We start from the raw sequence: 12,383 nt of genomic DNA, 5'->3' as shown, positions 1-12,383 counted from the left end.
TGCAGGCGCCGACGGCCGTGGGGGGGGCGGGGGGGCCCCCCCCCCCCCCCGGGGGGGGGGGGGGGGGGGCGGCCGCGGGGCGGGGGGGGGGGTGTGCGGGTGGGGGGCCCCCCGGGGGGGGGGGGGGGGGGGCGGGGCCCCCCCCCCACGGCGCAGGTGGAGGGTGTTACTGCGACGGCCAGGAGTCGTCGATGGCCTTGAGCGTCTGGTCGAGTGACTGCTGCCCCGCGGTCCAGGCCGTCAGGTTCGTCCACTCGGTACCGGCACCGACGGCTCCGGGCATCTGGTCGGAGGCGTCGAAGCCGAACACCTTCGAGTCCTTCACGGCCTGCTGCGCGACCTTCTGGAACGGGCTGGTGTACTCGGACGCCGGGAAGTCGTTGTGCGGCGAGAGCGCGGCCGACCAGTTCTTGGCGTAGCCGTTCGTGCCGAACTCCTTGCCGACCAGGTAGTCGACGACCTTCTTCGTGTCGTCGTCCGTCTTGAACGCGGCGACCAGGTCACCACCGCCGAGCGTGCCGGAGGTCGCGGCACCCTCGGGCGTCGGGAGCGGGAAGGCGTTCACGTTCGTCGTGTCGCCCTTCGCGATCTGCTCCTGGATCGCGGCCGGGAAGTTGCCGGTGATGAAGGTGCCCTGGCGCATCATGTAGCACTGCCCCGCCGACTTGCCGCCGTCGACGAACAGGTTGTTGCCCGCCGCGCCGAAGTCGGTGGACGCCATGGCCTTGCCGCCGCCGTTGACCGCGCCGTCGGCGAAGATCATCGACTCGACCTTGCCCGCGGCCTTCTTGACCAGGGGCGAGTCGAACTTCACCTCGTGGGTGATCCAGTCGTCGTACTTCTCGAGGCCGCCGTAGCGGAGCACGTACTCCTCGAGCCAGTCCGTCATCGGCCAGCCGTTCGAGCCCTGCGACGCGATGCCGACGCACCACGGGTAGCCGGAGCCGTCCTTGATGATCTTCTCCTGCAGCGCGGTGAGCTCGGCGTCGGTCTTCGGGACCTCGTACCCCTCGGCCTCGAACGCGGACGGGTCGTACCAGACGAGCGACTTCACGTTGATGTTGTAGGGCAGGCCGTACGTCTTGCCGTTGACCTTCGCGATGTCGGCGAGGCCGTTCGCCTCGTCCGCGGTGACGCTCTTGACGTCCACGAGGTCGTCGAGCGGCTGGATGCCCTGGCTGATGAGCGACTTGAGCACGCCGGGCTGGGGGAAGATCGCGACGTCGGGGGCCTGGCCGCCCTTCACCTGCGTGACGATCGACGTCTGGAAGCTGTCGCTGCCCGAGTACTTGACCGTGATGCCCTGGCCCTCGGCCCACGTGTCCAGGTCCTTCTGGAACGCCGTGGCCTGCGCACCGGTGAAGCCACCGGAGATCGTGACCGTGCCGTCGGACGATGCGGATCCTCCGGCGCTGCAGCCGGTCAGCGTCAAGCCGGTCCCGACCGCGAGCGCGGCGGCGACGGCGATGCCCTTACGAAGCCTCATTACTTCGACCTTTCACTCGCACAAACCCAAATCGTTTTGTGTTGAGGAAGAGCATCACACAGGGGCCGTCCGCTCGCCACGGGCGCGGGTCACGAACGAGTAACGGTTACCGGTCCGATCGAGTCGCGGACGACGAGCTCTCCGCGGAGCCGCTCGACCCCGGCACGCGGCGTCGGCGGTGCGGTCAGCGCTCCCGTCTGCTCGAGCGCACGGCGGACCGCCGCACGACCCATCTGCTCGTGCGGGAGCGCGACGGTCGTCAGGCCCGGACGCAGGGCGGCGGCCACGAGCTGCAGATCGTCGATGCCGACGACCGACAGGTCACGGCCGATCCGCATGCCCCGCTCCTCCGCGACCTGGTAGACCCCCATCGCCATCTGGTCGTTGAAGGCGAACACCGCGGTCGGGCGCTCGGCGGCGCGGTCGCCGGCTGCCTCCGGTACCGGTCCGAACAGCTCCGTCGCCGCCCGGAAGCCCGCTGCGGCATCCGCGACCTCGCCGACCGCGCGGACCACCACGGGGGTGCCGCCGGCCTCCACCAGGGTCCGCTCGTACCCCTCGACCCGGCCGGTCACGGCGGGACCCGCGCCCTCGACCGTCAGGTGCGCGATGCGCCGGTGCCCCGCCTCGAGCAACGCGCGGACCGCCGTCGCGGCGATGTCCTGCTCGTCGGGCACCACCGACGGCACCGGAGCAGCGGGGTCGAACGCGTCGAGCAGCACCGTCCGGGCAGGGTCGAGCGACCGCGGCAGCCGGATCACCCGGTTCGACGCCGAGGCGAACACCACCGCGTCGACCTGCCGCTGGATCAGGGCGTCGATGCGCGGGTCGTCGAACTCCCCGGCTGCGATGTCGACGATCATCAGGACGTGGTCGTGCGCGGCCGCCTCGGCCTGCGCCCCGACGATGATCTTGCCCGCGTACGGGGTCGACGCGATCTCCTCGGACACGAACCCCAGGACCGCCCGTCGGTCGGTCCGCATGGCACGGGCGATCGGGTTCGGCGCGTACCCGAGCCGTTCGACCGCTTCCTCGACCCGGAGGCGCGTCCGGGCACTCACTGTGCCCTTGCCGCTCAGCGCGTGGGACACCGTCGTGATCGACACCCCGGCATCGGCCGCCACGTCGCGGATGCTCGTCGCTCGCGCCACGTGGTCTCCTGCTCTCTGCCCGTCCGGCCCGACGGCCCTTCCGGGAACCACCCGCGGACCGCACGTGCTGAGCCTAGTCACGCACTCGGCGGACGCGGGCGCGGCGAGGGACTAGCCCGGAGCGGGCGCGCCCACGGCGAGCGCCGACGCCAGGGTCGCGATCAGCCCGAGCCGGGCGAAGTACGGTCGGGCGCCCACGGGGAGCACCGCGATCAGGGCGAACGCGTTCGCTGCGGTGTCCGCGAGCCGGTCCTGCTCGGACGCCGACAGCGGCACCCCGGCCACGACGAGGGTCGCCCACCCGACGATCTCCGCGCTCGGCAGCTCCGGGTCGCAGGCACTGGCACGGTCCACGCCGTCGGGCAGTGGCGTGACGCGGTGTGCCTGCAGGACCGCCTCGAGCTCTTCTCGCATCGCTCCACCGTAGAGAGCGGCACGACGTCGGTCACAGGGAACCGGGGGACGTCACCGCCCGGTCACCGGGTCGGCTCTCGGCTCGCGCGGGTTGAGTGGATCCGTGCAGCCCTCATCGGAACCGACGCAGACCCCGGGTGACGGCGCGCTGCTGTCGCTCGTCTACGCCAGCCGCGCGGTCGTCGGCTTCGGACTCGACGACCTCGACGACCTGCTGGCGCACGCCCGCAGCGCGAACGCCCGCGCCGGCGTGACCGGCCTGCTGCTGTTCCGCGACCACCGGTTCCTGCAGCTGCTCGAGGGGCCCGTCACGGCGGTCCGCGAGAAGATGGCGTACATCGCCGAGGACCCGCGCCACGACCAGGTCACCGTGCTGCTCGAGGAACAGGTGCCCGCACGGCAGTTCCCGGACTGGTCGATGGGCTACGCGGCCGAGACCACCCTGCAGCGCGCCGCGGTGCCCGGTCACCGCACCACCTTCGACGACCTCGACTTCCTGCCCGACGACCACGGCGGGGCACCGGACCTCGCCGCGGTGCGGGAGCTCCTGCAGTGGTTCCGGCAGGACCGCACCGGAGCAGGTGCGGACGCGGGCACGGCCCGCGCACGCTGACCCCGTTGCCGGGGCGACCGGACCACGGACGGGAGGCGCGGTGCCGGCCCGCACCGTGCCTCCCGTCCGGCACCGCGCACGGCCGCAGCCTGCCGCGCCGGCACGCGTCGTGCCTCCCGTCCGGTACGCCGCACGCCGCACGCCGCAGCGTGCCGGTCAGCGCAACCAGCGGTACTCGTACTCCGGCCGTCCCTGCCCGCGGTGGCGAACGTCCTTGGCGACCTGCCCGGCGGCGGCCAGGTGCTCGAGGTACCGCCGGACGGTGACCCGCGACAGCCCGGTCGCCTCGGCGACCTCGGATGCCGAACCACCGTCGGACCGCTGCAGCAGTGCGTCGCGCACCACCTCGAGCGTCTCCGGGGCGATGCCCTTCTCGTGGTCGGCGGGCGCGACCGGACGGAGCGTCCCGAGCCGCTGGTCGATGTCGGCCTGCGTGAGGGCACGACGGTCCTCGAACCCGCGCCGGAACTCGCGGTACGACGTCATCCGGTCGGCGAACGACCGGAAGCTGAAGGGCTTGACGAGGTACTGCACGACCCCGAGGGCGATCGCGTTCCGCACCGCCTGGACGTCGTGTGCCGCGGTGACCGCGACGACGTCGACGGCGGAACCGGCGGCTCGCAGCGTGCGGACGAGCTGCAGGCCGTGGGCGTCCGGCAGGTTCAGGTCGAGCAGCACGAGGTCCGGTCGCTCCGCAGCGACCGCGGCGAGCATCGCCCGACCGGTCCCCACGGTGCCGACCACGGCGAAGCCCTCGAGGCGCGACACGTAGGCCGTGTGCGCCTCGGCGGTCAGCGGCTCGTCCTCGACGATGAGGACCCGGATGGGCGCGGTCACGAGGGCACCCGCCCGGTGGTGATCTCGACGGTGAACGTGCTGCCGTCCGGTCCCGTGGTCACGGCGACCTCACCGCCGATGCGGGCGAGGGTGGCGCGCACGAGGTCGAGGCCGATGCCGCGTCCCTCGGGACCGGACTGCTTCGTCGACCACCCGCGCTCGTAGACGGCGTCGACGTCGGCGATGCCCGGTCCGTCGTCGCGGACGACGAGCCGGACGGTCCCGCCGGCTGCGGCGACGACGACCTCGACGCGGCCGCGGTCCGGGCCCTGCGGGGAACCGGCGACGGCGTCGACGGCGTTGTCCACGAGGTTGCCGAGCACGGTGACCACGTCGGCGGGTGCGGCCGGGACGGGGTCGAGCAGCCCGCTCGTGTCGGCGACCAGGTCGACACCGCGCTCGCCGGCCTGTGCCCGCTTGGCGGCGAGGAGGGCGTCGAGCACCTCGGGCTCGGTGTGCGCCGGGTCGGCGCACGGGTCGCTCTCGCCGGACGCGTCGGTCCCGCTGCGCCGGTCGGTCTCGCCGTGCCGCCGGTCGGTCTCGCCGTGCCGCTCGGTCTCGCCGTGCCGCTCGACCTCGCTGTGCCGGTCGATCTCGTGTGCGGCGAACCGGATCGCCTCGTCGACCCGACCGAGCTCCAGCAGCGCGACGACGGTGTGCAGGCGGTTGGCGAACTCGTGCGTCTGCGACCGCAGCGCATCGGTGAGCGTCCTGGTGGCGGCGAGCTCGCCGGACAGGTGCAGCAGGTCGGTCTGGTCGCGGATGGTCGCGACGGTGCCGACCGGCCGGGTCGCCCCCCGCGGGAACGCCATCTCCTGGTTCACCACGAGCACCCGGTCGCTCGTGGCGTACGTCTCGTCCACGGCACGGTCGCCCGATGCGAGCAGGGTCCGGAGGGCGTCCGGCACGTCGAGCGCCGCCAGCGGCACCGGATCCTGGCGTTCGGCCGGCGCCGGCAGGTGCAGCAGCTCCGCCGCACGGTCGTTGTGCAGGACGACCGCGCCCGACCGGTCGACGACCACGAGCCCCTCGTGCACCGAGTGGAGCACGCCCTCGTAGGACGCGAAGACCCGCGCGAGCTCCTCCGGGCCCCGTCCCGCGGTGACCCGACCGAGGTACCGGCTGAGCAACCACGAGAACAACGCGGACACCGCGACCACCGCCAGGCCGAGCAGGACGACCGACGTGAGTCGCGGCACGAGGGCACTCGAGATGTTCGCCACGGTGACCCCGGCGGCGACCAGCCCGACGATCCGGCCGTCGTCGTCGGTGATCGGCGTGACGGCCCGCACCGAGGGGCCGAGCGTCCCGGTGGACGTCTCGGTGAAGGTCCGGCCGTCGAGCGCCGGCTGGACCGTACCGCGGAACGGCCGGCCGAGCTCCGACCGGTCGGGGTGCGTCCACCGGGTCCGGTCGGGCGCCATGATCGTGATGAAGTCCGTGTGGGTGCGGCGCATCAGGTCGAGCGCGTACGGCTCGAGGCGCTCGGACGGGTCCGCGGTGGTCGCCTGCTGGACCACGAACGGGTTCCGGGCGATCGACACCGCGACGGCGGTGGACTTCTCGGCCGCGTCCGCCTCGAGGTCGGCTCGCGCCGAGGTCCAGCTCCAGACGCCACCGACCGCCACCCCGACCACGACGAACAGCAGCTGCAGCGCGAAGAGTCGCGCGGCGATGCTCCACCGACGGGGTACCACTGAGCTGCCTCCTCGCTCCGTTGCGGGACGACCCATCCTCGCGCACGGGGGCCCGTCCGCGCAGCCTCCCCGTGAACGTTGTGAACACAAGTCGCCGCCGCGGGTCGCTCCGCGCGAGGGTGTGTCCGTTCCCCCGAGGACGAACCGACCGGAGCGACGCCGCTCCCGGTCCTGACGACAAGGAAGTCGCATGGCATCGACGCACTCGACCACCGCCCGCCCACGGCGACGCGGTCTGGATCGCTCGCACTGGCTCTACATCGCGGTCATCGTGGCCGTGCTCGCCGGCATCGTGGTCGGCCTGACGGCCCCCGACCTCGCCGTCGGACTCAAGCCGATCGGCGACGGCTTCATCGCGCTGATCAAGATGATGATCGCGCCGGTCATCTTCTGCACGATCGTGCTCGGCGTCGGCTCCATCGCGAAGGCGGCGACGGTCGGCAAGGTCGGCGGGTTGGCGCTCGGCTACTTCGTCGCGATGTCGACGTTCGCCCTGGCGATCGGCCTCGTCGTCGGCAACCTCATCCACCCCGGCGACCAGCTCGACATGTCGGAGGCGACGTACGAGCTGCCCGCCGGCACCGAGGAGAGCGCGTCCTCGACGTCCGGGTTCCTGCTCGGGATCATCCCCGCGACGCTCGTGTCGTCCCTGACGAGCGGCAGCATCCTCCAGACCCTGTTCGTCGCGCTGCTCGTCGGCTTCGCGCTGCAGGCGATGGGCGAGAAGGGTGCGCCGATCCTCACCGGCATCCGACACCTGCAGGCCCTGGTGTTCCGCATCCTCGCGATGGTCATGTGGGCCGCCCCGATCGGCGCGTTCGGGGCCATCGCAGCGGTGGTCGGTGCCACCGGCGTCGCGGCGCTCGTCGCGCTCGGGACCCTCATGGTCGCGTTCTACATCACCTGCATCGTGTTCGTCGTCGGCGTCCTCGGTGTCCTGCTCCGCGTCGTGACCGGCGTCAACATCTTCCGGCTCATGAAGTACCTCGGCCGCGAGTACCTGCTCATCGTGTCGACGTCCTCCAGCGAGGTCAGCCTCCCGCGGCTCATCGCGAAGATGGAGCACCTCGGCGTCTCGAAGCCCGTCGTCGGCGTCACGGTGCCGACCGGGTACTCGTTCAACCTCGACGGCACCGCGATCTACCTGACGATGTCCTCGCTGTTCATCGCGAACGCCCTCGGCACGCCGCTGAACATCCCCGAGCAGATCTCGCTCCTGGTCTTCATGATCATCGCGTCGAAGGGTGCTGCCGGGGTGACCGGTGCCGGACTCGCCACCCTCGCCGGCGGCCTGCAGGCGCACCGCCCGGACCTGGTCAACGGCGTCGGCCTGATCGTCGGCATCGACCGGTTCATGTCCGAGGCCCGCGCGCTGACGAACTTCACCGGGAACGCCGTGGCCACGGTGCTGGTCGGGACGTGGACGAAGCAGATCGACAAGCAGCAGGTCGAGCGGGTGCTGTCCGGCGCGGCGCCGTTCGACGAGCGGACGATGTCCGCCGACGACCACGGCGCGTCGGCTCGCGCAGACGGTCCCGGCTCCGCTCCCGCCGCCGACGAGCGGATCTCGACCGAGGCCGTCCGCACCATCGTCGAGCCCGAGGGCTCGACCGCCACCCGCCGGTAGTCCCCCGTCACGAGGAGATCGACGATGATCACGAACCCCAACCACACGAGTCCCGCACCGCACACCGTGCCCGGCTCGCCCCGCGTCGCCCTGGAGGCGTGGGTCGCCCGGATCGCGTCCCTCACCTGCCCGGACCAGGTCGTCTGGTGCGACGGGTCAGCCGACGAGACCGCCCGCCTGACGCGGCAGCTCGTCGACGAGGGCAAGCTGATCGCCCTCGACCCGGGACGCCGACCGAACAGCTACCTCGCCCGGTCGGACCCGGACGACGTCGCCCGGGTCGAGGGGCGCACGTTCACCTGCTCCCGCACGCCCGAGGACGCCGGTCCGACGAACCACTGGCGGGAACCGACCGCGATGCGCGCCGAGCTCGAGGAGCGGTTCGCCGGGAGCATGCGCGGCCGCACGATGTACGTCGTGCCGTTCTCGATGGGACCGGTGGGTGGGCCGATCTCGCAGCTCGGCGTCGAGGTCACCGACTCGGCCTACGTCGTCCTCAGCATGGGCAGGACGACCCGGCTCGGGGCGGACGTGCTCCGCGCGATCGACGCCGGCGTGCCGTGGGTCGCGACCGTGCACAGCGTCGGGCACCCGCTCCGCGACGACCAGGGCGTCCCGCGGCCGGACGTGTCCTGGCCCTGCAACGCGACGAAGTACATCGTGCAGTTCCCGGAGACCCGCGAGGTCTGGTCGTACGGCTCCGGGTACGGCGGCAACGCCCTGCTCGCCAAGAAGTGCTTCGCGCTCCGGATCGCCTCGGTGATGGGTCGTGACGAGGGGTGGCTCGCCGAGCACATGCTGCTCGTCCGGCTCACCTCGCCCGAGGGCCGGGCCGTCCACGTCGCCGCCGCGTTCCCCTCGGCCTGCGGCAAGACGAACCTCGCGATGCTGCAGCCGGCCCTGCCCGGGTGGTCCGTCGAGACCATCGGCGACGACATCGCCTGGCTCCGCCCCGGAGCGGACGGGCGGTTGCACGCGATCAACCCCGAGGCCGGACTGTTCGGCGTCGCGCCCGGGACCGGCCCCGACACGAACCCCGTCGCGGTCGAGACGATCGCCGCGGACACGATCTTCACGAACGTCGCGCTCACGGACGACGGCGACGTCTGGTGGGAGGGCCTCACCCCCGAACCGCCCGCGCACCTGGTCGACTGGACCGGCGCCGACTGGACACCGGCGAGCGGCACTCCGGCCGCGCACCCGAACGCCCGGTTCACGGTGGCGCTCGACCGGGTCCCGACGCTCGCCGACGGGTGGGAGCGCAGCGTCCCCGTCGACGCCGTCGTGTTCGGCGGTCGTCGGTCGACGAACGTCCCGCTCGTGGCGCAGGCGTCGACCTGGGCAGAGGGCGTGTTCATGGGTGCGACGGTGTCGTCCGAGCGGACCGCCGCAGCCGAGGGCACCGTCGGCGAGCTCCGCCGCGACCCCTTCGCGATGCTGCCGTTCTGCGGCTACGACATGGCCGACCACTGGGCGCACTGGCTCCGGATCGGCGAGCGCCTCGGCGCCGGAGCACCGGCGGTGTTCCAGGTCAACTGGTTCCGGCGTGGCGAGGACGGCGCCTTCCTGTGGCCGGGCTTCCGCGAGAACGCCCGCGTGCTCGAGTGGATCGCGCGCCGCGTCGAGGGCACCGTACCGGCGGCCGAGAGCCCGGTCGGCCTGCTCCCCGACCTGGACGACCTGGACGTGCACGGGCTCGACGTCACCGCCGCACAGCTCGACGCCCTCTTCGCCGTCGACCCCGGGCCGTGGCTCGAGGAGTGCGACCTGACCGAGGAGTTCCTCGCCGGGTTCGGCGACCGCACGCCCCCGGTGTTCACCGCGATCCTCGACGAGCGTCGCGCCGCCCTGCACGCCACGGCCGACGTCCGGCAGGTCGCCTGATGCCGTCCGGCGCCCCGACCACGACCGGGGTGTCCACCGCCGCCGAGCGTGCGCACCTGCAGCAGGTGTGGGACGAGAAGCTCGCTGCCGCCGAGGCGATGGTGCCGCTCATCGGACGGCTGTACCGGCGGGACGACGTCGTGCCGTCCGTCCACGGCCGTCCCCTGGTGGGGCAGTCCCCGATCGGGATCGTCAAGGCGCACCGGTCGAGCCGCCGGGTCGACGAGACCGAACTGCCGGTCGCGACGAGCCTGGCGATCCTGACCGAGCTCGACACGATGGCACTGTCGTCGGTGTCGGTGGACCTCGGCGACCTCGCGTCCCGCCACCGACGTGACCGCCTCGGCAGCACCCTGCGCGAGTTCCTCACCGACGAGTTCTTCCTGCACCGCGGCACGGCGGACGGACCGCACCGCGACGCCCCACGCGACGTCGTGCTGTACGGGTTCGGGCGGATCGGTCGGATGCTCGCCCGGATCCTGCTCGAACGCGCCGGGGAGCACGCCCCGCTCGCCCTGCGCGCCGTCGTCGTCCGCCGTCGCGGGCCCGGCGACCTGGTCAAGCGGGCGAGCCTGCTCCGCCGGGACTCGATCCACGGCCCCTTCGCCGGCACGGTGACCGTCGACACCGAGCACGACACCATCACCGCGAACGGCACCCTCGTGCAGTTCATCTCGGCCGACTCCCCCGACGCCGTCGACTACCGCGCGCACGGCATCGAGGACGCGATCGTCGTCGACACCACCGGTCGCTGGCGCGACGTCGAGGGCCTGACGCAGCACCTGCTGGCTCCCGGAGCGGCCCGCGTGCTGCTCACCGCGCCGGGGAACGGTGACGTGCCGAACGTGGTGCACGGCATCAACCACGACGGCATCGGCGACGACCCGGTCGTGAGTGCCGCCTCGTGCACGACGAACGCGATCGTCCCGGTGCTCAAGGTCGTGTCCGACGCCTGGGGCATCGTCCACGGGCACGTGGAGACCGTGCACTCCGCCACGAACGACCAGAACCTGGTCGACAACTACCACCCCGCCGACCGGCGAGGGCGGGCGGCGGGCCTGAACATGGTGATCACCGCGACCGGTGCCGCGAAGGCCGCCGAGAAGGCACTGCCCGAACTCCGCGGGCGGCTCACCGGCAGCGCCGTCCGCGTCCCCACGCCGAACGTCTCGCTCGCGGTCATCCACCTGACGCTCGGTCACCCGGTCGGACGCGACGAGCTGAACGGGGTGCTCCGGGACGCCTCGCTCACCTCGCCGCTCCGGCGGCAGATCGACTACGTCGAGTCGCCGGAGGTCGTCTCGACGGACCTGCTCGGCAGTCGGCGGGCGGGCATCGTGGACGGGCTCGCCACGATCGCGGACGGGTCCGAGCACGCGGTGCTGTACGTCTGGTACGACAACGAGTCCGGCTACAGCCGACAGGTGCACCGGGTCCTGCAGGAGATGGCCGGCGGTCGGCGGGCGGCGTCGCCGCCCGCCGGTCACGCACTCCGTCCGGTCCGTGCGGCAGCGCACCTGTCGTCCTGACGGGACGGACGGGAGTCCGCCGGTCGCTGGCAGCCATCGCCGCCGTCCTCGGCCGCGACCGCGACCGCCGGGCGACCGGACACCACTGCCGAGGACCGCTTGCGCCGACGTCCACCTACGGAAACCAGCAATCCCGTCATCCCGGCGGGCTACGACGTCGTGTGGACCGTCGTGATGGTTGCACACCCAGCGTTGATCATCGTGGCCTTGGTGTCACTGAGCCGGACCGCGCCGCGGCTGTCCTCCTGGCTTGCCCTGGCTTGGGCTGAGCCAGACGGCGCCGACTGTCAGCAGCAAGCCCAGGAGCACCAGCATCACTGAGATTGCCGCCCAACGCATGTTCCGGAGTGCACGAGAAGTGCGTGCCCGTCAACTGAGCGGGGGTGCTTCCGGCGGTTGCAGGAGCGTGTACTGGTAGCCGTTGCGCGCCATCGGTCGGTGCAGTCGATGATGCGTGGCCGCCCAGATCCGACCGTTGTACTGCAACCTCTCCGGCGCGGTTCCCCGGAGGGTCAGGGTGATGTCAGGACCGGCGGGCTCCTGGAGGACGAGGGTCCGCAGCACTCCTGCCGGGTCGAGCGTGATGTGGGTTACTGAATCCGACATGGTGTTTCTCGCGATCTCTGCGGTCAGCCGGTAGGTGCCAGCGCACGGGGGCGAAGGCAGGTCGACCGATCGGCGTGCCGTGCTGTGTCGGCGGCGAGCATGGCTGCTCACAGCGCCTCAGACCTGCGTTCTGCAACGCTGTCCGGTGCGCCGCCCGCCGCATCGTCGGAGGTGTCCGGGGTGAAGTGGACGCGCTCGGCGGCGCGGGTGATGTCTTGGGCGCGAGCTACCTGGGCATCTTGCGCGGTCTGCGCGTCAGCACGTGACTGGCGCATGGCAGTCAGGGCGTCGGTGCTGATCTCCTGGATCAGGTTCGCGATGGCAGTGGCGAGACCGCGTTCGAGCTGGCCGAGATTGGTGTTGCCGATGATCAAGCGCCGATCGTGGACGGCCAGGGTCACATCCCGGTAGCCGGCACGCTCCAGCGAGTGGTGACTCCCTGACCCTTCCAGTGCCGCAATCTCCTGCGGGTTGGGTTGCCGATTGAAGACGGCGGGAACGTCGTAGAACCGTTCGGCTGCGTCGGTGCCGAGAGTCGT

At 72.1% G+C, this 12,383-nt stretch carries 11 protein-coding genes; 4 read left to right on the top strand and 7 right to left on the bottom strand.

Translation table 11 applies throughout. The features are described from left to right. Positions 1-166 precede the first annotated feature (166 nt). The 3 genes from J2X59_RS02530 to J2X59_RS02520 all read right to left on the bottom strand — a co-directional run bounded on the left by J2X59_RS02530 (position 167) and on the right by J2X59_RS02520 (position 3,051). A complete protein-coding gene (locus J2X59_RS02530; RefSeq protein WP_326495592.1) occupies positions 167-1,486 on the bottom strand; it encodes an ABC transporter substrate-binding protein in 1,320 nt (439 codons plus the stop codon). An 89-nt stretch (positions 1,487-1,575) separates the two neighbouring features. After that, positions 1,576-2,637: a LacI family DNA-binding transcriptional regulator gene (locus J2X59_RS02525; RefSeq protein WP_326495591.1), complete on the bottom strand. Its 1,062-nt coding sequence runs from the start codon at positions 2,635-2,637 to the stop codon at positions 1,576-1,578. 111 nt (positions 2,638-2,748) lie between these two features. Further along, the gene (locus tag J2X59_RS02520; protein ID WP_326495590.1) at positions 2,749-3,051 is read right to left on the bottom strand and encodes a hypothetical protein; all 303 of its coding nucleotides are present in this window, start codon (positions 3,049-3,051) and stop codon (positions 2,749-2,751) included. Positions 3,052-3,154: 103 nt separating this feature from the next. Here J2X59_RS02520 and J2X59_RS02515 point away from each other — a divergent pair, with 103 nt between their 5' ends. Continuing rightward, positions 3,155-3,664, top strand: a complete 510-nt coding sequence (locus J2X59_RS02515) for a BLUF domain-containing protein (protein WP_326495589.1) — start codon at positions 3,155-3,157, stop codon at positions 3,662-3,664. A gap of 156 nt (positions 3,665-3,820) precedes the next feature. Here the strand turns inward: J2X59_RS02515 and J2X59_RS02510 are convergent, their stop codons facing one another. Both J2X59_RS02510 and J2X59_RS02505 read right to left on the bottom strand, forming a co-directional pair. Continuing rightward, positions 3,821-4,501, bottom strand: a complete 681-nt coding sequence (locus J2X59_RS02510; RefSeq protein ID WP_326495588.1) for a response regulator — start codon at positions 4,499-4,501, stop codon at positions 3,821-3,823. Continuing rightward, positions 4,498-6,198, bottom strand: a complete 1,701-nt coding sequence (locus J2X59_RS02505) for a sensor histidine kinase (RefSeq protein ID WP_326495587.1) — start codon at positions 6,196-6,198, stop codon at positions 4,498-4,500. Before J2X59_RS02505 ends, J2X59_RS02510 begins: the two co-directional genes overlap by 4 nt. 190 nt (positions 6,199-6,388) lie before the next feature. Between J2X59_RS02505 and J2X59_RS02500 the strand changes: the two genes are divergently transcribed. The 3 genes from J2X59_RS02500 to J2X59_RS02490 are packed head-to-tail and all read left to right on the top strand — an operon-like array spanning position 6,389 to position 11,238. Beyond that, the gene (locus J2X59_RS02500; protein WP_326495586.1) at positions 6,389-7,825 is read left to right on the top strand and encodes a cation:dicarboxylate symporter family transporter; all 1,437 of its coding nucleotides are present in this window, start codon (positions 6,389-6,391) and stop codon (positions 7,823-7,825) included. 24 nt (positions 7,826-7,849) lie between these two features. Continuing rightward, positions 7,850-9,709: a phosphoenolpyruvate carboxykinase (GTP) gene (locus tag J2X59_RS02495; RefSeq protein WP_326495585.1), complete on the top strand. Its 1,860-nt coding sequence runs from the start codon at positions 7,850-7,852 to the stop codon at positions 9,707-9,709. Continuing rightward, the gene (locus tag J2X59_RS02490) at positions 9,709-11,238 is read left to right on the top strand and encodes a glyceraldehyde-3-phosphate dehydrogenase (RefSeq protein WP_326495584.1); all 1,530 of its coding nucleotides are present in this window, start codon (positions 9,709-9,711) and stop codon (positions 11,236-11,238) included. Before J2X59_RS02495 ends, J2X59_RS02490 begins: the two co-directional genes overlap by 1 nt. 369 nt (positions 11,239-11,607) lie before the next feature. On the opposite strand, the gene J2X59_RS02485 is transcribed toward J2X59_RS02490, so the two are convergent. Both J2X59_RS02485 and J2X59_RS02480 read right to left on the bottom strand, forming a co-directional pair. Next, the gene (locus tag J2X59_RS02485; RefSeq protein WP_326495583.1) at positions 11,608-11,844 is read right to left on the bottom strand and encodes a hypothetical protein; all 237 of its coding nucleotides are present in this window, start codon (positions 11,842-11,844) and stop codon (positions 11,608-11,610) included. Positions 11,845-11,951: 107 nt separating this feature from the next. Beyond that, the coding region (locus J2X59_RS02480) for a hypothetical protein (protein ID WP_326495582.1) at positions 11,952-12,383 on the bottom strand (432 nt) is incomplete at its 5' end.

Source organism: Curtobacterium sp. 260 (assembly GCF_030803485.1).
Classification (GTDB): Bacteria; Actinomycetota; Actinomycetes; order Actinomycetales; family Microbacteriaceae; genus Curtobacterium.
This window is presented reverse-complemented; position numbering and strand designations above follow the sequence as displayed.